Annotated in this window: 22 protein-coding genes and 2 riboswitches; of the genes, 1 reads left to right on the top strand and 21 read right to left on the bottom strand. The window is 43.9% G+C overall.

Going from position 1 to position 21,507, the window contains the following annotated elements:
- Positions 1-153 precede the first annotated feature (153 nt).
- Positions 154-1,812, top strand: a complete 1,659-nt coding sequence (locus tag MHI20_RS16925; RefSeq protein ID WP_046526923.1) for a PucR family transcriptional regulator — start codon at positions 154-156, stop codon at positions 1,810-1,812.
- On the opposite strand, the gene ablB is transcribed toward MHI20_RS16925, so the two are convergent.
- The 21 genes from ablB to MHI20_RS17030 form a co-directional block, all read right to left on the bottom strand.
- A complete protein-coding gene (ablB, locus tag MHI20_RS16930) occupies positions 1,807-2,652 on the bottom strand; it encodes a putative beta-lysine N-acetyltransferase (RefSeq protein WP_340940033.1) in 846 nt (281 codons plus the stop codon). The genes MHI20_RS16925 and ablB overlap by 6 nt on opposite strands.
- A 15-nt stretch (positions 2,653-2,667) precedes the next feature.
- Positions 2,668-2,862: a hypothetical protein gene (locus MHI20_RS16935; protein WP_008344285.1), complete on the bottom strand. Its 195-nt coding sequence runs from the start codon at positions 2,860-2,862 to the stop codon at positions 2,668-2,670.
- Positions 2,863-2,983: 121 nt separating this feature from the next.
- On the bottom strand, positions 2,984-4,258 hold the full coding sequence (gene purD, locus MHI20_RS16940; protein ID WP_340940037.1) for a phosphoribosylamine--glycine ligase: 1,275 nt from the start codon (positions 4,256-4,258) through the stop codon (positions 2,984-2,986).
- Between the two features lie 12 nt (positions 4,259-4,270).
- Entirely contained in the window at positions 4,271-5,809 is a 1,539-nt protein-coding gene (gene purH, locus MHI20_RS16945) for a bifunctional phosphoribosylaminoimidazolecarboxamide formyltransferase/IMP cyclohydrolase (RefSeq protein WP_008344287.1), read from the bottom strand.
- 15 nt (positions 5,810-5,824) lie between these two features.
- Positions 5,825-6,394, bottom strand: coding sequence for a phosphoribosylglycinamide formyltransferase (purN, locus tag MHI20_RS16950; RefSeq protein WP_008344288.1), 570 nt, complete (start codon positions 6,392-6,394; stop codon positions 5,825-5,827).
- On the bottom strand, positions 6,391-7,431 hold the full coding sequence (gene purM, locus MHI20_RS16955; RefSeq protein WP_017366751.1) for a phosphoribosylformylglycinamidine cyclo-ligase: 1,041 nt from the start codon (positions 7,429-7,431) through the stop codon (positions 6,391-6,393). The genes purN and purM overlap by 4 nt, the downstream gene beginning before the upstream one ends.
- 96 nt (positions 7,432-7,527) lie before the next feature.
- Entirely contained in the window at positions 7,528-8,958 is a 1,431-nt protein-coding gene (gene purF / locus MHI20_RS16960; protein ID WP_017359819.1) for an amidophosphoribosyltransferase, read from the bottom strand.
- Complete coding sequence (purL, locus tag MHI20_RS16965; RefSeq protein WP_008344291.1) at positions 8,934-11,165, bottom strand: phosphoribosylformylglycinamidine synthase subunit PurL; 2,232 nt, start codon at positions 11,163-11,165, stop codon at positions 8,934-8,936. Before purL ends, purF begins: the two co-directional genes overlap by 25 nt.
- The gene (gene purQ / locus MHI20_RS16970) at positions 11,149-11,832 is read right to left on the bottom strand and encodes a phosphoribosylformylglycinamidine synthase subunit PurQ (RefSeq protein ID WP_340940042.1); all 684 of its coding nucleotides are present in this window, start codon (positions 11,830-11,832) and stop codon (positions 11,149-11,151) included. The genes purL and purQ overlap by 17 nt, the downstream gene beginning before the upstream one ends.
- Entirely contained in the window at positions 11,829-12,083 is a 255-nt protein-coding gene (gene purS / locus MHI20_RS16975; RefSeq protein WP_008344293.1) for a phosphoribosylformylglycinamidine synthase subunit PurS, read from the bottom strand. Before purS ends, purQ begins: the two co-directional genes overlap by 4 nt.
- Positions 12,076-12,798 carry a phosphoribosylaminoimidazolesuccinocarboxamide synthase gene (gene purC, locus MHI20_RS16980; protein WP_007496901.1) on the bottom strand — a complete coding sequence of 241 codons (723 nt, stop codon included), beginning with the start codon at positions 12,796-12,798 and terminating at the stop codon, positions 12,076-12,078. Before purC ends, purS begins: the two co-directional genes overlap by 8 nt.
- Positions 12,799-12,870: 72 nt before the next feature.
- Positions 12,871-14,166 (bottom strand): adenylosuccinate lyase, encoded by a 1,296-nt coding sequence (gene purB / locus MHI20_RS16985; protein ID WP_008344295.1) that lies wholly within the window; start codon positions 14,164-14,166, stop codon positions 12,871-12,873.
- Positions 14,163-15,305 carry a 5-(carboxyamino)imidazole ribonucleotide synthase gene (gene purK / locus MHI20_RS16990; RefSeq protein ID WP_041506669.1) on the bottom strand — a complete coding sequence of 381 codons (1,143 nt, stop codon included), beginning with the start codon at positions 15,303-15,305 and terminating at the stop codon, positions 14,163-14,165. The genes purB and purK overlap by 4 nt, the downstream gene beginning before the upstream one ends.
- Positions 15,298-15,786 (bottom strand): 5-(carboxyamino)imidazole ribonucleotide mutase, encoded by a 489-nt coding sequence (gene purE, locus MHI20_RS16995; protein WP_286068285.1) that lies wholly within the window; start codon positions 15,784-15,786, stop codon positions 15,298-15,300. Before purE ends, purK begins: the two co-directional genes overlap by 8 nt.
- 169 nt (positions 15,787-15,955) lie before the next feature.
- A riboswitch (purine riboswitch) is annotated at positions 15,956-16,057 on the bottom strand.
- A gap of 79 nt (positions 16,058-16,136) precedes the next feature.
- Entirely contained in the window at positions 16,137-16,337 is a 201-nt protein-coding gene (locus MHI20_RS17000) for an NETI motif-containing protein (protein ID WP_008344299.1), read from the bottom strand.
- On the bottom strand, positions 16,334-16,888 hold the full coding sequence (locus MHI20_RS17005; protein WP_008344300.1) for a DUF2179 domain-containing protein: 555 nt from the start codon (positions 16,886-16,888) through the stop codon (positions 16,334-16,336). Before MHI20_RS17005 ends, MHI20_RS17000 begins: the two co-directional genes overlap by 4 nt.
- A gap of 377 nt (positions 16,889-17,265) precedes the next feature.
- Positions 17,266-18,063, bottom strand: coding sequence for a hypothetical protein (locus MHI20_RS17010; protein WP_286068286.1), 798 nt, complete (start codon positions 18,061-18,063; stop codon positions 17,266-17,268).
- A gap of 217 nt (positions 18,064-18,280) precedes the next feature.
- Positions 18,281-18,463: a YezD family protein gene (locus MHI20_RS17015; RefSeq protein WP_340940048.1), complete on the bottom strand. Its 183-nt coding sequence runs from the start codon at positions 18,461-18,463 to the stop codon at positions 18,281-18,283.
- A gap of 18 nt (positions 18,464-18,481) precedes the next feature.
- Entirely contained in the window at positions 18,482-18,643 is a 162-nt protein-coding gene (locus MHI20_RS17020; RefSeq protein WP_008344307.1) for a hypothetical protein, read from the bottom strand.
- A gap of 206 nt (positions 18,644-18,849) precedes the next feature.
- The gene (locus MHI20_RS17025; RefSeq protein ID WP_056408255.1) at positions 18,850-20,175 is read right to left on the bottom strand and encodes an NCS2 family permease; all 1,326 of its coding nucleotides are present in this window, start codon (positions 20,173-20,175) and stop codon (positions 18,850-18,852) included.
- 145 nt (positions 20,176-20,320) lie between these two features.
- Positions 20,321-20,422: riboswitch (purine riboswitch) on the bottom strand.
- Between the two features lie 126 nt (positions 20,423-20,548).
- Positions 20,549-21,427 carry a LysR family transcriptional regulator gene (locus MHI20_RS17030; RefSeq protein WP_340940052.1) on the bottom strand — a complete coding sequence of 293 codons (879 nt, stop codon included), beginning with the start codon at positions 21,425-21,427 and terminating at the stop codon, positions 20,549-20,551.
- Positions 21,428-21,507: the final 80 nt, after the last annotated feature.

Consider the following 21,507-nt stretch of genomic DNA (forward strand, 5'->3'; position numbering starts at 1 on the left):
TCTTTTTACATGAATCGCAAGAAAATTTTGTATACTTGGTATAAGATTAGCTTAATCAAGAGGGCAGTCATCCTCCATTCGCCATATGCCCGAATTTCACACGTGTTTTTTATACATGGTGTATAAGAGTGTTCAAAAGGAGGTCATGAGTCTATGGCGATTCTCGTCAAAGATGCACTCTCGCTCGATATGATGAAAGAAACCAAACTGCTTGCTGGAGAAAATGGACTAGATCGTCTTATCCAGTGGGTGACCATTGTGGAAATTATTGAGGACACGTCTAGACTTTCCGAAGGAGAATTACTTGTTACAACTGGATTTGGGCTGACAGAAAATAAAGAAAGACGCATCCGGCTTGAAAAATTAATTCAATCTCATCGTCTTTCAGCCATTGCCATTTATAAAGGCGTGTACTTAACGGAAATTCCCGCATCACTCATTGAAGCCGCCGAAAATAGCGGTATTCCACTCATCGAGATTCCGCCCCATGTCAATTTTTCAGACATCACAAAAGCCGTTCTAGAACAAATCGTCAGCAGTCAGCTCCATCAGCTCAAATATTCTTCTGCGATTCATCAAAGACTGACCCATTTAAATGTGAGCAATAAAAATGTCACGCAAATTACAGATGAACTGGCACATCTCACAGCGGCAAATATCGTCGTACTGGATGTGTTTTTGCACCAAACAGCAGCTCATCTCGAAACAGACGAAGTGACCTATTCTCCTGCTTTTGGCTTTCTAACAGATGACGAACCGATTGAAACCTCTTCTCTGCTCAAGCAGGCAGAGGAAAAAGGCCGGCTCGTCTATGACACATATGGTGCGTTTGTTCTAGCGGCATGCCCTGTGATTGCAATGGGGGATATTTTCGGGTTCATTGTGGCGTTAAAGAAAAAAGAGACGTGGCACCATCTCGATGCCATCGCCATTGAGCATGCCGGTGCGGTGTATGCGATTGAATGGTTGAAACAAAAAGCCATTCAAGATACAGAAAACCAAATGCAGGGGCATTTATTGGATGATATGCTACAACAGCAATACACAGAAGAAAGTTATGTCATCGAACAAGCAAGAAAGCTGCAATATGATATGAGCGAAGAACAAGTCGTCATCTACTTTCAATTTCAGCATCAGCACACACAGCTCGATCATCAAATGGTGCAGCGCCTATCCCAATTGCTCACATCCATTTTTGAACGCAGACAAATTCCTTTTTTATTAAAGGCAAGGCTTGATTCCATTTTCGTTCTGACACCCGCAGGAAAAAACACATATCAAGAAACAAATTGGTATCGCGCATCAGAAGAATGCCGCAGTACTTGGTCTTATTTTTTCCCCGTCCATCCCATTGTGATTGGCATTGGAAGAGCCTACGACCAGATCAGTCTCTTTGCTAAAAGTGCAAAAGAAGCCCAGTATGCAGCAAGGCTTCTTCCTCTTTTGAAAACAGATGACAGCATCATTCATTATCAGAAGCTCGGTCTATATGGGATGCTGCTTGAAATGAACGAAGCCGGAATGAATTTGCATGACTTTTACGTGGAGCTGTTAAGCCCGCTGCTTTATACAAAAAAACAAGGAGCTGACCTCATTCATACACTCGAAGTGTATTTGGCACACAATGAAAATATTCAAAAGTCAGCGGGGGAATTGTTTATTCACCGGCATACGTTAAGCTACCGGTTGAAACAAATTGAAACGAGAACAGGCTGCAGCCTCAAATCCACTGATGATCGGATGAAGCTGCAGCTGAGTATCATGGCGTACCGCCTATCTGGTCTGCTTGATCAGATGAGAACCATCTCATGATTCATTTGGCGTTTTGACCCATAGATTCATATCTTCAATTTTGTCAAAAATATAGCAGTTGTTTTGAAAGCGTCCGGTGTATGTATACCCGAGCTGATAAAATACTTGATTCATTCCATAGGACAGTGCACGGGCAAGAGAATAAAAGACATAAATGTGCATGGATTGAAGCTCTTGTTCGAGGGCTAGAATCAAATGATGCATGAATCCTAGTTTTCTGTATGTGGGAAGGGTTGCACAATCTGTTAATTCTGCATGACCATACGGCACATTGATTTCAGCGGATGCGGCACTTACAAGTTGACCGTCATGTTCAACGGCATAAAAAACCGTACCTTCCTCCATTACCTTTTGGATGTAATCTGGCTCGTTCATTGGCGTGGGATACGTTTCAAAGACCGTATCATAGAGCGCTGCCAGCTTGTGCACATCCTCTGGACCGGCTTTCCTCATCACATACTCATCTTGCCACACGCCTTGGTCTTTTTTCATCGGCTTTTCTTGAATAGAAGCAACGATTTCATCTTCCTTCAGCCAAAATGGGCTGTTCATTCGATCTTCGGTCAGAAAAAGCGACATGCCGTACGCATCACTTCCGAGGAAATAATGAGAAAACACGCCTTCAAGCCGAAAGCCTTTTGCTAAAAAAAGAGGCATATGCTCACGCCTTACTTTTACAATGACCTTAGACGCCTTGCAGTCCGACGCTTCCTGAAGCACGGACTGAATCACATCCTGCACCCTGCCACTATAGTCATCCAAACGAATTCGCTCATTGAATGGATCCATACAGATCAAAGCAGAAAAACGCTCGTTTGCAAGTTTCTTCAATTGCACCATACACTCATTCCCCTCTTAGCTAATGAAAAATTTCCAAATTAAAAATGAAGAAATAGCAATGCCAGAAAAAATGGATAGGATCATATAACTAATGGCAAAGCCTTTTTTCAATTTATTCTGCTTAATGGCAGTCACCATGATGTTATTTATAGTTATGAGATATAAAACAAGCATGACGTTTGCAAAGATGATAAATGCTTTGATTTCCATGTTGCCTCCCTAAATCTATTCGTGATCTCATACTACTTCTTCATCATCTGCCCGCATCCCTCCTATGAACAGAAGAAGAAAAAAACACCTTTCCATCTCGTCAGATAGAAAGGTGTTTTGATTAAACGTTTTTCCCCGCAGCCTTCAGCGCACGGGCGCCAATGTCACGGCGATAAAATAAACCTGGCTGAATGATTTCTTCAACCGCTTCATACACTCTTGATCTTGCCGCTTCAAATGTGTCGTCAAATGCGGTCACATTTGCTACACGGCCGCCATTTGTGACGAATTGATCGTTTTCCTTTTTTGTTCCTGCGTGGAAGGTGACGACATCAGAGACCGTTGTTTGCAAAACACCGATTGGCGTGCCTTTTGCGTAGTCTTCCGGGTATCCTTCTGATGCAAGAACGACACTGACAGCGGCTGTGTCTTTCCACTGCAAGTCCACATCTTTTCCATCTAGAATGTCTAGGAAGACTTGGACTAGATCTGATTCAAGGCGAGGGAGCACTACTTGCGTTTCAGGGTCGCCAAAGCGTGCATTGAACTCAATGACTTTTGAGCCTTCTGGTGTCAGCATTAAGCCTGCATATAAAATGCCTGTAAACGAACGCTCTTCCTGCACCATCGCGCGAGCTGCTGGTTTGACGACGTCTTCCACCGCTTTTTGTACGACTTCATCAGAAATTTGTGGAACCGGTGAATAAGCGCCCATCCCGCCGGTGTTTGGTCCTTTGTCATCTTCAAATGCCCGTTTATGATCCTGTGCGATCACCATTGGATACACCTTTTCTCCATTGACAAAGGCCATCAGAGAAAACTCTTCACCCGTTAAAAATTCTTCAATGACAACCGATGCACTCGCATTGCCAAACTTTTCATCCTCTAAAAAGTCATGTAGGCAGTTGATTGCCTCTTCAATCGTCATTGCAACTGTCACGCCTTTTCCTGCGGCAAGCCCATCTGCTTTAATGACAATTGGGGCACCCTTTTCTTCCACATATGCCTTCGCTTCTTCAAACGATGTAAAAGTGGCGTAAGCGGCTGTCGGGATATCATAATTTTTCATTAAGTCTTTTGCAAATTCTTTTGAGCCTTCAATGACTGCGGCTTTTGCATTCGGTCCAAATACCTTTAGACCTGCTTCTTCAAATGCATCGACGACACCTGCAATTAAAGGAACCTCTGGACCGACAATTGTTAAACCGATGTTATTGTCTTTTGCAAAACGAATTAACGCCTCATGATCGCCCTCGTCGATTGGGACAAGCTTCGCAGCATCTGTCATTCCATCATTGCCGGGTGCGACAAATACTTGGCTGACAAGTTCACTTTGATTCACTTTCCATGCGATGGTATGCTCTCTTCCGCCTCTGCCGATAATTAATACGTTCACACTGTCATCCCCTTAATGTTTGAAATGTCTAACGCCAGTGAAGACCATGGCGATGCCGTATTCATCTGCTTTTTGGATTGATTCTTCATCACGAATGGAACCACCTGGCTGGATGATCGCTGTGACGCCTGCCTTTGCAGCAGCTTCCACTGTATCGCCCATTGGGAAGAACGCATCAGATCCTAGTGCGCTTCCTTTCGCTTTTTCACCTGCTTGCTCAATCGCAATGTTAGCCGAGCCAACACGGTTCATTTGACCAGCACCAATACCTGCTGTCATTTGATCCTTCGCTAGAACGATGGCATTTGATTTCACATGCTTGACGACTTTCCAAGCGAGCTTTAAGTCTTTCCATTCGTCTTCAGTCGGTTCTCTTTTAGTTGGAATAGAGATCGTTGCTTCCTCTAAGCCGTATGTGTCGATATCCTGAACGAGCAATCCACCATGAACACTTGTGAGCTGCTTTTCTTTTTTCCCAAGATCTGCTTCTACATCTAATGTTAGTAGACGAAGGTTCTTTTTCGCTGTTAACACGTCAAGTGCTTCTTGGCTAAACGATGGAGCGATGACGATTTCTAAGAAAATCGTATGGAGCACCTCAGCCGTTTGCTTGTCTACTTCACGATTAAGCGCCACAATGCCGCCGAATATAGATGTTTCATCTGCTTTAAATGCACGATCAAATGCTTCTGCAATCGTTTCTCCTGTCCCAACACCACATGGGTTCATATGCTTTACAGCCACAGCCGCTGGCTCCGTAAATTCACGTACAATTTGAAGAGCTGCATCTGCATCTTTGATGTTGTTGTAGGAAAGTTCTTTTCCATGTAATTGCGTTGCAGTAGCTAAAGAGCCTTTGCTTGGAAGCGCATTTTCATAAAACGTCGCCGCTTGGTGCGGGTTTTCTCCATAACGAAGAGATTGCTTTTTCTCAAATGTGACTGTGAACTGTTCTGGCTCTGTTTCGCCAACAAAGTTCGTTAAGTAATCCGCAATCAGGGCATCGTAAGCAGCTGTATGACGGAATACTTTTGCTGCAAGCTCACGTTTTTTCTCTAGTGAGACGCCGCCTTCTTTGATTTGTTGAACGACAGAATCATAATCACGCGGGTCCACAATCACCGTGACGTCCTGATGGTTTTTAGAAGCAGCACGAAGCATACCCGGTCCGCCAATATCAATGTTTTCAATCGCTTCTTCATACGTGACATCGTCTTTGGAAATGGTCTCTTTGAATGGATATAGATTCACAACGACAAGATCAATCGGCTGAATGCCGTGCTTTTCGATCTGTGCCATATGCTCATCGTTTTCTCTCACTGCTAACAGTCCACCGTGAATGTTCGGATGAAGCGTTTTGAGACGTCCGTCCATGATTTCTGGGAAGCCAGTCACTTCAGAAATACCAATGACATCAATGCCGTTCTCTTGAAGAAGTTTGTGTGTACCACCAGTTGAAATCACTTCAACGCCAAGTTCTGTTAGTTCTTTCACAAAAGGTACAAGATTTGTTTTATCGGAAACACTGATTAATGCGCGTTTGATCGTCATGCCTTTGTCACCTCATTAAGATAATTCTAAAAGTGATTTGATCACTTTTGGATATAGTGTATGTTCTAATTCATGCATTCTTTTTTCAATGGATTCAAGGTCTTCCCCTTGTTCAATATGAATGGCTGCTTGATCAATAATCGGGCCGGTATCCATGCCTTCGTCGACATAATGAACCGTGATGCCAGCCACTTTGACTCCTGCTTGATAGGCTTGTCCAATCGCATCGAGTCCAGGAAATGCTGGCAGTAAAGAAGGGTGGATATTCACGATTTTCCCTCTAAATGCATCAAGCAATGTCGGACCGATCAGTCGCATATACCCAGCGAGGAAAATCCATTCCACTTCATGCAGCTTCAGCTGTTCAATGATGGTTTGCTCAAAAGCGGCTTTACTCGGGAAAGCCTTCGGCGTAAAAGAAAAGGACGGAATGCCCTCTTTCTCTGCCCGCTCCAGCACCTTCGCACCCGGTTTATCACAGATCACAATGGCGGCTTTTGCCGGCCACTGTTCTTCTTTTAACGTATCAATAATGGCTTGAAAATTTGTCCCGCTTCCAGAGGCGAAGATCGCAAACTTTTTCATGAGAGGCTTCCACCACCGAAAGTGACGCCTTCTCCTTTTTGAACTCGTCCGATAAGAAAGGCTTTCTCTCCGTCTTGTTCAAGTCCGCTGATCACATCGACGAGATCATCCTCTTTGACGGCTAGGACAAAGCCGATGCCCATATTAAATACATTGAACATCTCTTCTGCTTTCAATTGCCCTTTTTCTTGAATAAAGGAGAAAATAGGCGGGACCGGCCATGAGCCGTTATCAATCTCAACACCAAGTCCTTCAGGCAGCATACGTGGTAAGTTCTCAATAAAGCCACCGCCTGTCACATGTGCCATACCGTCAACCTTGCCAGCTTTCACTTGTTTAAGAACAGGCTTGACATAAATCTTCGTCGGTTCCAGCAGCTCTTCTCCAAGCGGTCTTGTAAAAGGTTCATACGTTTGGTGAAGGTCTAGACCTGCGTCTTCCAGCAATACTTTTCGTACAAGAGAATAGCCATTGCTATGAATTCCGCTAGAGCTGAGTCCAATCAGCAAATGACCTTCCTTGATGTTCTCTCCTGTGACGATTTCATCCTTTTCAACGACACCTACAGAAAATCCAGCAATATCATATTCTTCTTCTGTGTAAAGACCCGGCATTTCTGCTGTCTCTCCGCCGACAAGCGCTGAACCAGACTGCTCGCATCCGTCAGCTACACCTTTGACGATGGATTCAATTTTCAAAGGATCTGCTTTTCCAACTGCTAAGTAATCTAAGAAAAAGAGCGGCTCTGCCCCTTGTGCAAGTACATCGTTCACACACATAGCAACAGCATCTACACCGATCGTATCGTGTTGATCCATTAAAAATGCCAGCTTTAATTTCGTACCAACACCATCTGTTCCTGAGACAAGAACGGGCTTTTTGTATGGCAGTTCAGATAAATCAAACATACCGCCAAATCCGCCTAGAGCCCCCATGACACCTGCTCTTTTTGTACGTTCTACGTGTGTTTTCATTCGTTTAACGGCTTCGTATCCTGCTTCGATGTCGACACCGGCGTTTTTATATGCTTCTGACATCCCATTCACTCCTTTTATCTGCTTGTCTTTCATGTATTTTCGGCAGAATGAAAGAGCAGCATATCAAATCACGTTGACTGCTGCTCCATTATTCGATTATTTCGTCAGGACTGTTTCCTTCACATGAGGAAGGACAGTATCTTCATAAATTTCGGTCGGGTATTTTCCAGTAAAGCATGCTAAACACTGACCGCGCTGCGGATCATCATACTTTCTGCCAATCCCGTCCATTAAACCGTCTACAGATAAAAATGCAATGGTGTCTGCACCGATTTCCTGTCTAATTTCTTCCACTGAATGAGATGATGCAATCAGCTCTTCGTGTGTAGACGTATCAATTCCATAAAAACACGGATGAGCGATTGGCGGTGAACTAATGCGTACATGCACTTCCGTCGCTCCCGCTTCTCTTAGCATCGTCACAATCCGGCGGCTTGTGGTTCCGCGTACGATGGAATCATCCACCATGACGACACGTTTGCCTTCGACCACCCCGCGCACAGCAGACAGCTTCATGCGCACGCCCTGCTCACGCAATGCTTGAGACGGCTGAATAAATGTCCGGCCAACATAACGGTTTTTAATTAAACCTAGCTCATATGGAATACCTGTTGCTTCGGCATAGCCAATCGCTGCAGAAATACTGGAGTCTGGCACACCTGTCACGACATCTGCTTCGACATGTGCTTCTTCTGCAAGCTTCTTACCAAGATTCTTTCTCGCACTATGCACGTTGATGCCATTGATATTGCTGTCCGGTCTTGAGAAATAAATGTATTCCATGCTGCACATGCTGCGGTTAATGTTCATCGAGAAGCGCTCAGATTTTAAGCCTTCATCATTAATGATCAGCATTTCGCCAGGCTCTACATCTCGTAAATAGGTAGCACCAACGACATCAAAGGCACATGTTTCAGAAGCGACAACATAAGCATCCCCAAGCATACCAAGTGAAAGTGGACGTAATCCGTTCGGATCAAGCGCTACGATCATTTCTGTTTCCGTCATGATTAGGAAAGCATAAGCTCCTTTTAACATAGACAGAGCATTTTTGATTTGATCCTTCAAATCCATATATCCGCTACGCTTAATTAAGTGAGCGAGCACTTCGGTATCAGAAGACGTTTGAAAAATACTTCCTTGGTTCTCTAGCTGCTGTTTTAATTGCGTTGCATTGACCAAGTTTCCATTATGAGCAAGGGCAAGACTGCCATTGTTTTGCGAGCGGAAGAAGAGGGGCTGCACATTCTCAAAGCCGCCTCCGCCTGCTGTCGCATACCGAACGTGTCCGATCGCACCTTTTCCCTTTAAATCCTTAAGCTCACCATTTTGGAACACTTCCGTAATCAGTCCAAGGCCTTTGTGTGACGTCAAGTTTTCACCGTCTGTTGCAATAATTCCCGCACCTTCTTGTCCTCGGTGCTGAAGGCTATGCAATCCGTAATATGTGATTTGCGGGGCTTCTTCGTGTCCCCAAACCCCAAAGACGCCACATTCTTCGTTTAAGCCTCTGATTTCAGCAAGCATGGGATCGCTCCTTTCCATGCGCGTTCAAGCTCGTTGACTGCCGCATGAATCCATTGTTGTCCTTCTTGATTTTTGACAGTGAATACACCATCATTTGTGACCGTTCCGACTTCTTTTGCATCTTGCACAGCCGCAGCAAACGCTTCGCGATTTTCTGGTTTCACTGTGACGACAAAACGTGACTGTGATTCACTGAATAGTGATGCTGCGCTGTTTAGATCGATCTGGATATCAGCGCCAAGACCATCTGTTCCAAATGTACTTTCAGCTAGTGCTACACCAAGACCGCCTTCAGACACATCATGTGCTGACTGAACAAGTCCGTTTTGAATTGCTGCTAATAGGGCTTCTTGACGCGCCAGTTCTACATCCAAATCAATTTCTGGTGCTTTTCCGTAGATACGGCCTTCTGTCATTTTTTGAAGCTCACTGCCTGCGAATTCTTCCTTCGTTTCACCAATGACGAAAATCACATCGCCTGCCTGTTGGAACGATTGAGTCGTAATATGAGCTGTATCTTCAATCAAACCAACCATGCCAATAACTGGCGTTGGGTAAATGGCTGTACCATTTGACTCGTTATATAAAGAGACGTTACCGCCGATGACCGGTGTGCTTAATGTACGGCAAGCTTCGCTAATGCCGTCAGCAGACTTTTCAATCTGCCAGAAGATTTCTGGTTTCTCCGGGTTACCGAAGTTCAAGTTATCTGTTACTGCAAGCGGACGAGCGCCTGAGCAGACAATGTTACGTGCAGCTTCTGCGACGGCGATCTTCCCGCCAACCTCTGGATCAAGGTAGAGATAACGTGCGTTACAATCTGTTGTCATCGCAAGAGCTTTTTTCGTCCCACGGATTCTGAGCACACCCGCATCAGAGCCAGGTGCAACGACAGTGTTTGTACGAACCATATAGTCGTATTGATCGTAAACCCATTCTTTACTCGCAATCGTTGGCTGTTTTAACAGCTGTTTCAACGTATCTGCTGCATCTGTGATCGCTGGAGCTTCGACTTTTGTTTCTAAAAACTCGCGATAGTATGCAGGCTCACTTGACGGCTTGTGATAAACCGGTGCTTCTTCTGCAAGTGCATCAACTGGAAGCTCACACACTACTTCTCCTTGATGGAGTAAACGAAGCATTTTATCGTCTGTCACATGACCGACTGAGACTGCTTCAAGATCGTATTTTTCAAAAATATCAATGATTTCTTGCTCACGGCCTTTTTCAATGACCAACAGCATTCTCTCTTGGGATTCAGACAGCATCATTTCATACGCTGACATGCCTGTTTCACGCTGAGGGATCAGGTCTAGGTTCATTTCGATACCTGAACCGGCTTTACTTGCCATTTCTGCACTTGAGCTAGTTAAGCCAGCCGCTCCCATATCTTGAATACCCACAAGCGCATCATTTTTGATGACTTCAAGGCATGCTTCAAGCAAAAGCTTTTCCATGAACGGATCGCCGACTTGAACCGCTGAACGTTTTTCTTCTGATTCATCAGAAAATTCTTCAGACGCAAATGTTGCACCGTGAATCCCGTCACGTCCCGTTTTAGCACCAACGTACATGACCGTATTGCCAACACCTTTTGCCTGCCCTTTCTTGATGTCTTCATGGTTGATTAACCCTACACACATCGCGTTAACGAGCGGGTTGCCTTCATAGCTTTGATCAAAATGAACTTCTCCGCCGACTGTTGGAATACCGATACAGTTTCCATAGCCTGCAATCCCTGCCACTACTTCTTCAAACAAGTACTTCACGCGCGGTGAAGTCAGTTCACCAAAACGAAGAGAGTTTAATACCGCAATTGGACGAGCACCCATGGAGAATACATCACGGATGATTCCGCCGACACCTGTTGCCGCTCCTTGATACGGTTCAATTGCAGATGGATGGTTATGTGATTCGATTTTAAATACAACCGCTTGGTTGTCTCCAATATCAACGATTCCAGCGCCTTCCCCAGGACCTTGAAGAACATGCTCTCCTTTTGTCGGGAATTTGCTTAAAACAGGCTTTGAGTTTTTATAACTGCAATGCTCTGACCACATGACAGAAAAGATACCCGTTTCTGTGTAGTTTGGCAGCCTGCCAATAATGGATTCGATTAAAGCGAATTCTTCATCACTCAATCCCATTTGCTGATACAATTTCTCTTCTTTAATTTGCTTGTGACTTGGTTCAAGCAGTAGTGACATGAGTGTCCCTCCAATTTTTCACGATAGATTGAAACAATTTAAGTCCGTCTGCGCTGCCTAGTAATGAGTCAACCGCGCGCTCAGGGTGCGGCATCATGCCGAGTACATTGCCCTGTTCATTCGTTACACCTGCAATTCGATTGACACTGCCGTTAATATCGTCACCGTAAGTGAAAGCGATTTGGCCTCGTTCAATCAGCTTCGCTAACGTGTCTTCGTCACAGTAGAAGTTACCTTCACCGTGTGCTACAGGAATCGTAATCGAATCACCTTTTTGATAGCCGCTTGTAAATTGCGTTTCGTTGTTCTCTACAATGAGTTCAACTGGACGACAGATAAATTTTAGATCTTTATTCCGTCTCATTGCACCTGGCAAAATGCCAAGCTCCTGAAGAATTTGGAACCCGTTACAAACACCAAGAACAGGTTTTCCTTCCGCAGCTGCTTTTTTCACAGCCGGCATGATGTTAGAAAAACGAGCAATCGCACCGCATCTTAAGTAATCCCCATAAGAGAAACCGCCTGGTACGAGTACACCGTCAAAACCATCAAGACTCGTTTCGTCGTGCCATACATATTCAACTTGTTCACCTAACTCATCTTGAATCGCATGGTACATATCGATATCACAGTTAGAGCCAGGCAAGACGATCACTGCAAACTTCACTGTGCGACAACCTCCTCCACCTCATAGCGGTAATCTTCAATCACCGTATTGGCAAGCAATTTTTCACACATTTCTTTGACCACTGTATCTAAGTCACGTTCTGATTTCTCAATGACTAGCTCCATATATTTCCCGATACGGACATCCTTTACTTCCTGATAAGACATGCTGTGCAAAGCGTGCTGCACGGCACTTCCTTGTGGATCAAGAACGCTCTCTTTTAAGCTGACAAAAATTTTCACTTTATACATGTTTATGGCCTCCAAGTCTTTTGAAAATTTCTTCGTATGCATTTGTTAAGCCGCCCAGGTTTCGTCTGAACACGTCTTTATCAAGCTTTTCATTTGTGTCTTTGTCCCAAAGCCTGCACGTATCAGGTGAAATCTCATCAGCTAGCAAAATACGATTCTCGTGATCTATTCCGAATTCAAGCTTGAAATCAATTAAATTCACATGGCAATCTGAGAAGATTTGCTTTAATTCTTCATTCACTTGTCTTGTGATTTGTTTCATTTCCTCGACCTGCTCAGGTGTCGCTGCATGTAAAATGCGAATATGATCTTCTGTAATGAGTGGATCGCCGAGTGCATCATCTTTGTAGTAAAACTCGATCAAAGGTGTGTCCAGTTTCGTTCCCTCTGGAATCCCAAGACGCTTTGACATACTGCCTGCCACCACGTTTCGCACAACGACTTCAAGCGGTACGATGTCTACCTTTTGAATGAGCTGTTCTGTTTCAGATAGGCGTTTCACAAAGTGATTGTTGATCCCTTTCTCATGTAGCATTTGAAAAATCAAGCTAGAAATTTCGTTATTCAGTCTGCCTTTGCCTTCAATTTCCGCTTTCTTTTCACCGTTAAATGCTGTAGCTGAATCTTTATATTCGACATATAAAATATGCTCGTCATCGGTCTGATAGATTCTTTTCGCTTTGCCTTCGTAGAGAAGTTCTTGTTTCACAGTCATTCAGATTGGCCTCCTAATTTGAATGTTGGCAATTTTCAGGATTAGGCGCCTGACTAGCAGGCGGCCCATTTCTTACGCAAGACCTAGACGTTCGAAAATCATATCGACATTTTTCAAGTGATAGTTGTAATCGAAGCAGTCAGCGATTTGTTCAGGTGTTAAGCGTGAAGTGATTTTCTCTTCTGCTTCTACTAATGAACGGAATGGTACTTGTTTCTCCCAAGCTTCCATCGCCTTTGGCTGAACCGTGTCATATGCTTCTTCACGTGCCATGCCTGTATCAATGAGTGCAAGAAGAACACGCTGAGAGTAGATCAAGCCAAGTGTGCGGTCCATGTTGCGTTTCATATTCTCAGGGAACACCGTCAAGTTTTTCACAATGTTGGAGAAACGGTTCAGCATATAGTTCAGTGCAATCGTTGCATCTGGTAAAATGATGCGTTCAGCAGATGAATGAGAAATATCACGCTCATGCCAAAGCGGTACATTTTCATAAGCAGTTAGCATATAACCACGGATGACACGGGCAATCCCCGTCATATTTTCAGAACCGATCGGGTTTCGTTTATGAGGCATCGCGGATGATCCTTTTTGTCCTTTTGCAAAGAACTCTTCTACTTCACGTGTTTCACTCTTTTGAAGACCACGGATTTCAACAGCAAATTTCTCAATGCTTGTTGCGACGAGTGCAAGAGTAGCCATGTAATCTGCATGACGGTCACGCTGCAAGGTTTGGGTTGAAATTGGTGCAGCTTTGATGCCAAGTTTCTCACATACATATTGCTCAACAAACGGGTCGATGTTCGCATATGTGCCAACAGCACCAGAGATTTTGCCGTATTCGATGCCAGCTTTTGCTTGTTTAAAACGTTCTAAGTTACGCTTCATTTCCTCGTACCAAAGAGCAAGCTTCAAGCCAAATGTTGTCGGTTCAGCGTGTACACCGTGCGTACGGCCCATCATGACTGTATATTTGTGCTCTTTTGCTTTTTCTTTTAGTATGTCAACAAATCTCTCAATGTCCTTGAGCAAAATATCGTTCGCCTGTTTTAATAGATATGAAAGCGCCGTATCCACTACGTCTGTAGATGTTAACCCGTAATGAACCCACTTTCTTTCTTCTCCTAGAGATTCAGATACAGCACGCGTAAAGGCAACCACGTCGTGGCGCGTGTCTTGTTCAATCTCCAAAATACGTCCAATATCAAAGCTTGCATTCTTGCGCATTGTCACAACGTCTTCTTTCGGAATGATGCCAAGTTCTGCCCAAGCTTCACAAGCGAGAATTTCTACTTCAAGCCATGCATTAAATTTGTTTTCCTCTGTCCAGATTGCTGACATTTCTGGTCGTGCGTAACGTTCGATCATTTCCCGTTTCCTCCATCTCTTTCAGTCCATATCTTTGTGATGTTTGCCATCCATTCATCATCGAGCTGTTTCATAAATGTCATATGCCCCATTTTGCGGCCGGCTTTTACTTCATGTTTGCCATATAGATAAAGTTTCGCTTCCTTTAAAAGCTCAGGATGTTCTTTTGGGATGTCCACTTCATCGCCCAGCAAGTTCACCATCATACCCTCTGATAAAAGAGCTGTTCCGCCAAGCGGCAAACCGCATATGGCGCGAATGTGCTGTTCAAACTGACTCGTCTCACATAAATCCAATGTGTAATGTCCAGAGTTATGCGGGCGCGGTGCCAGTTCATTGACGAGCAGCTTCCCTTCGTTTGTCAGGAACAGTTCAACAGCAAGCGTACCGACCAGCCCTAGCTTTTCAGCAAGCGTTGTTGCCAGCTCTTTTGCTTTCTCCTGAATGCTGCCATCTACCCGTGCAGGCACGATGCTTTGGAATAAAATATTGTGCTTATGAATGTTCTCAGCGACTGGGAATGTCGCAATTTCCCCATGAACAGACCGCGTCACAATTACGGACAGTTCCATTTGGAAAGGAACCCAGCTTTCTAAAATGCACGTTCCATGCGTGAGAAGTGCAGCCGCTTCATGAAGCTGATCCTTCTCTTTGATGACGTACTGTCCTTTACCGTCGTAACCGCCTCTGCATGTTTTCAGCACAGCTGGTAAACCAAGCGCACTTACTGCATCTTTCAGCTCCTTCTCATCATGAACGATGCGATAAGGGGCGACTTCACAGCCTGCATCTACAATCCCTTTTTTCTCCGTTTCACGGTTTTGGGTTAAAAGAAGGAGTTCGCTTCCTTGCGGTAAATACGCCTCTTCCTTCAGCTGATTGAGTGCATCATAATCAATATTTTCAAATTCATATGTGACCACATCGCTGATGTCCGCCAGCTGCCTGATCGCTTCAAGGTCACTGTATGCGGCTGTGATTTCTGTATCAGCAACCTGTCCACAAGGAGAAAGTGTGACAGGGTCAAGGACTGCTGCCCGGTAGCCCATTTGCTTTGCACTGACGGCCATGTATCTGCCAAGCTGTCCGCCGCCGATGATACCAATGGTTGCGTTTGGAAAAATGGTCTGCTTAGCCAAGCTGATCACTGCTTTCTAATACAGTTTGTTTTGTTTGCTCTCTTCTTTCTTCAAGGCGTGCTGCAACGGCTTCATCGAATGCTGAAATCATTTGTGCAGCTAGAAGCCCTGCATTTGTTGCACCGGCTTTGCCAATTGCCACTGTGGCAACAGGTACACCGCCTGGCATTTGAACGATGGATAATAAGGAATCCAGCCCGTTTAATGCTTTTGATTGTACGGGCACACCAATGACCGGCAGTGTCGTTTTTGCTGCGACCATCCCCGGTAAATGTGCTGCGCCTCCAGCACCGGCAATAATGACCTTGAGTCCTTTACCTCTTGCTTCAGTCGCATATTCAAACATCAAATCAGGTGTCCGATGTGCGGATACAACCTGTTTTACATACGGAATGTTTAATTCCTCTAAGATATCGCACGCATGTTTCATTGTTTCCCAATCAGATGTACTTCCCATGATGACACCTACAAGCGGCTTCATTTTGTCCCCACCTTTAAGCTATTATTCGATTTTGTATCGTTTGACACGCTTCCCAAACCTAAGTAGCTTGTCAAACGCCGAACAAAAAGGCCCGGTTTGTATTGCATTGTTAGGAAGCAACACAAACCGGGCCATGGTAAGCGCTGTTCGCTTTTAAAACGCCATGTCAGTTTTGTTCACTATCCTGCATAGTCCAGTCATTTACGGTAACTGGGTAGAAACTTATGGGCCATATTCCCAAGATTATATGAGGCTCGTGTTTTGATTTCATGTTTATCTTAACAACGGATGTTCATGATGTCAACGGATTTATCGAACAATCTATGAGGTCGTCGTTTTAATGTTCGGATTTAGAGTATTTTTCCCTCAAATACGATTTTTTTCCCAATCGGAATGATCTGAATCGACCCATTTTCCTTCTTTTCCTGAAAGATGGGCTCCTCCATTCGTCGGACAGGTGAGTAGCCTTCCTCCGCCATCTGGGACAACACTTGATCAATCGTCATGTTGTCTTCCACGTAGAATTTCTTTTTCTTTGGTTTTGCGGTCATTCTTTAATTCTCCTTTTCTTCACAGCCTTCACCCAGAAGCCGCCATGAATCGTTTTGGGCTCATACGAAATGATAAACGCCTTTGAATCAAGCGTTTTAATCGTTTCATATAATTGCAGTTCATATTTTCTCGGTGTTAAAATTTGCATCGCTGACCGGTCTCCTTCAAGACCTCCTACTACCCAGTTGGTGACGCCATATCCTTTTTCTCTCAATTGTTTTGGGAGATCTAGATCGATTTCTTTTGTAATCACGTTCACAGTAATGTAGCCAAGTGCCAGCTTCTCTTCAATTTTCATCCCGACAATGATTCCAATCCCATAACCTAGCGCATACGCAATGACATTTTGTACTTGATCTAAGTTATCTAATACGATACTCAAACCAATGACATAAATCAGCATCTCGACAGTACCAGCAAAAGCGGCTGCATACCTTCTGCCTTTCATTGTTAAAATTAAACGCATAGTGGAAAAAGAGACATAAACAATGTTAATCACTAAAATAATCAAAACCATGGTGAACGCATTGGATAAAAGTTGTTGAAGCACGATTCGAACCCCCTGCACTAAAAATCAAATAAAGCACCCCATATTCTACTAGAGAACAAACCTTGATACAATCAAATTTGCGCGAGAAAAACACATATATCTTTCGACAACAAGGGGTGGTCTTTGTTACCAAGAGTTTACCCGTTTTTTCCTCTTCTCAACATGAAAAACCTCCTTTTTCAAAAGGAGGCGTTAGATGGTTGATAAAGGGCTAAGATGAATATTATTTTAACCCTCTGTCTTCTTTTCAGCGTGATAGAAATTTTTGAATTCTAAGAAGGACGAGTACCGGTGCGAAGCGAATTTCACATTCGTGAGCACCGTCACGCAGGATTACAGTCGATTCCAAAGATTTGTCTACACGCTGAAACGTGTTTTTATCCAAACCGAACTGGAACAAATGATGGGATCAAATACTCTCCGACAATGCCCCATAAAAGGGCAATGATAACGAGCTCAATCAACAAAAAGACCCAGCCGGCATACATCAAGTCTCCCCGCACAGCTTCTTGCTCTGATTGAATGGAGCGGAAGAGCACAATGGCAATCAGCTGAAGACCAAAAAACATCATCACGGATAAAATCACCGTTACATATGGAATATTCAGCATGGCAAATACAAGCCAAAGGATAGATAAAACCAAAACCGGCACAAGCACGGCACCGAACTTCATGATCACTTCTTTCAGCGATATGTTCCCTTTCAGCATGTACTTACCGATCACCCAAACCGTCAGCATCATCAGTGTCAACAAAATGAGTGTAAAGACCGCTACCTTCAAAAAGGCGTCACCAAAAGAATAATGAATACCAAAACCTAATAAACGGGTCTTTGACGCCTTTAATTGAACGTAGTTGCCTAAAGCAAAAAGCACACTGAATAACACAATTGAAATCCAGGCGTACTTCATGCGTAAAGTGTCCGCTTGATGGATCGCACGGCTCGGTGATTTTAACATCGCGAGCCCATATGAGCCATAGCGCTTAAACGCACCTCCTACACTTCTTGCAATGCGCTGAATGGCTGAACGCTCTTCATCAGTTGGCTTAGCCGTTCTTCCACGTTTTGCAGCACTGCGGCTGAGGCGGGACTGCCTCGTTTCTTGATCTATTGATGGCTCTTCGTTTTCGTTTTTCGTTTCAGGTGTAACTTGCTCTTGATCTTTCTCTAACATCCCATATCAACTCCTATCTCAGACAATCCGCACAGGCTCATGTGACCTGTCCAGATGACTCCTATTAAAGTAGCGGAGTCTCTCTATTCAGTCAAGATTCCTTGACGTTCATACGAATAGACGGATAAAAGAATGAAGAGGTTTTAAATGGTGAGAAAATAAGCCAAAACAAAAAAGCTGATGAGTGGATCAGCTTTTCATCATCTTTCATTACTTTTCATGAACGATAGCGCCCCTGCTTTGCTTTCTGAATCCGAAGATTCTCTTGGTGTGCGGGGAAACGAGTCTTTTCTGTCGTATCGACTTGTGTAATTTGTCCATTATGAATGGTGATCACCACCGACCCGTATTCAATCCGTTTTAAGGCAGATAAAATAAAATTCAGCTTTTGTTCATCCATCGCTCATCCCCCATCCCACTAATTTTGCTTTCGCTCTTTTAAATAGAGAACCTCATTTTCCAGCTCATGAATCGTATAATGCATGAGCGCTTCATGTTTTTCTTCATGCCCCCATAAAAGGAGCTGCTCAATCAATACCTGCTTTTTCCGCTCAATCACCTGCCTAAGCCAGCGTGACAAGTCATCCCCTCCCGTTATGATGAATGCAAGAAAAAAGGCACTCTGAACCCTTCTATAGAAAAAAGGAAATCAAAGCGCCTTTGGTGATCCAATCAGCGAATTATGTCTTTTTATCATAAACGCATAATTCCTATAAGTCAACTATGTTTTTAAAATTTCCCTACAAAAAACAGCAGCCTCCATGAGCTGCTGTTTCAGACAAATCATTAATGATTTAAGAAAGCAAAATATAGAATAAAGATGACAAACAGGCCGTACATAATTGGATGCACTTCTTTTGCTTTTCCTTTAAAGATCATGGTGATCGGGTAGAAAATGAAACCAATTGCAATCCCTGTTGCAATACTATATGTGAGTGGCATCATAATCATCGTTAAGAAGGCCGGTACCGCAATTTCAAAACGATCCCATGCGATCTTCGCAAGAGGTGCAACCATCAGTGCACCGACAATGATTAAAGCAGGTGCCGTTACATTCGGTGTCACGACAGATAAAAGCGGCGAGAAGAACATCGCAAGTAAGAAGAAAATACCTGTCACGACAGCTGCAAAACCAGAGCGGGCACCCGCAGCAACACCTGAACTAGATTCAACATAAGACGTCGTCGTTGATGTACCAAGAACAGAACCGACGACGATAGAAGAAGAATCCGCCAGAAGCGCTTTTCCTGCACGCGGCAGCTCATTATTTTTCATTAAACCAGCCTGCGTTGCCACAGCTACAAGTGTACCAGCTGTATCAAAGAATCCAACGAATAGGAACGTTAAAATAACAACAAGCATTTGAATGGAGAAGATGTCTGGCAAGTGAATCAAGGCTTGACCAAAAGTTGGAGACAAGCTTGGAATGCTATCTACAATTTGAGATGGAACTGGCACAAGACCAAGGATCATCCCAGCAATAGCTGTCACAAGCATCCCAATGAAGACACCTGCATTCACACGAAGAACCATTAAAATGACAGTCACAATGATCCCAAATACCGTTAACAGGACAGGACCACTATGAATATTCCCAATCGAAACGAGCGTATTATCGTTATTGGCAATAATGCCAGAGCCTTGAAGACCTACAAATGTAATGAACAAACCAATCCCTGCACCAACCGCCAGCTTCAGCTCAGCCGGAATGGCATTAATGATTTTTTCACGAAAACCTGTTAAAGAAAGAGCAACGAAAATCAATCCTGAAACAAACACACCGGAAAGTGCTGCCTGCCATGAGATCCCCATACCAAGAACCACTGAGAAAGCGAAGAACGCATTCAGTCCCATACCTGGTGCAATCGCAATCGGGTACCTGGCGATCAATCCCATCAGGAAACAACCTGCCGCAGAAGCTAACGCCGTAGCTGTAAAGACAGCCCCCTGATCAATTCGTAATTTATCTGGAAAATCCGGTACTGCTACTAAAGCAAGTGTGATCGGATTGACAAACAAGATGTAAGCCATCGACAAAAATGTCGTTAAACCGCCGATGATCTCTCTGCGATAATTCGTACCTAACTCATCAAACTGAAAAAACTGTTTCAAAGCCAACTGACTCCCTTCATGTCCTTTTGCTTTAGTCTGTCCCATTCACAAGTCAAATAAAAAACGCCCCAACAGTTTTTGGGACGCTTGACTACAATGTGAATTCAGACCGTGACATCAAACAAGAACAATGCATGATTTATATCAAACGAGTGTGAATTGACGTAGTCAAGCCATTTACGGTAGCTTGGTAGAAACTTGCGGGCCATATCCCCGCGATTATACGACTTCTATCTATTTGATTTCTGTGTCTATTGTACCAACTTCATTTTTAAAACACAATACAAAAAGCGAACATTTTTCAAAGAAATGTCCGCTTCATTCGTCTTATTACACGAATTTGGAAAATCACATCTAGTTCTTTATACACCCATCACTGAATTCTGGCAAAAACCGTTTCTGCTACATCGAAAAATGCCTTCACAGCAGGAGAAGCTTGCGTGACCGATGGACAGGCAAGCGCCACCTCACGATGATGCGATACATTCAGATGACTGATCTGCACAAGTTGCTGCGTTTTTAGGAATAACTCAGGACCTATCGTCACACCAAGTCCTTCCCCAACCATGCGGGCAATGGTCGTACAATCATGCACTTCAAATAAAATAGACGGCTTGATTTGCGCCTCTGAAAAAATATCCTCTACATGGGATTGATACATGCCAGTTGGCATAATAAATGGTTCATCTGCTAATTCTTCCATATCTACAATTGGCTGCTGCTTAAAACGATGATTTTCGTGATAGGCGACCACCATTTTATCTTTCATAAGTGGCAATAGATGAAACGCTTCATCCGCTTTACCTTTTACAACAAACCCAACATCAATAATGCCAGAATCGAGCCACTCCAATATTTCTTCATATGTCCCCTCATAAAATTTAAATTCAATCTTTGGATGCTTTTTCTGATAGCTCACAAGCAGTTTTGGCAACAAACAAGCGGATGCACTGGCAAATGTTCCAATCCGAATCAAGCCAGATTCAATATTTTTGGTGAGCGCAATTTCCTGCTGAATTCTCTCTACTCGATTTAACACTTCTCTTATATGCGGAAGAAGGGTTTCACCGATGTCTGTCAGCGTAATGCCCTTTTTTCGGTCACGCACGAATAAAGACACGCCCCACTCCGTCTCTAAACTTGCCACCGCATGACTCACGGCAGACTGTGTCATATTTAATGCTTCAGCTGCAGCGGTAAAACTGCCCAGCTCGACCACCTTAGCCATCGTCTCGAATCGAACAAAGCTCATGAGTATTCACTCATCCCTTTCATGAAAAACATCAATTTTACTTATGTTAGCACGGAATTTAAAATGAATACAACGTTTCA

It is taken from the genome of Bacillus sp. FSL K6-1106, assembly GCF_038005245.1.
Classification (GTDB): Bacteria; Bacillota; Bacilli; order Bacillales; family Bacillaceae; genus Bacillus; species Bacillus altitudinis.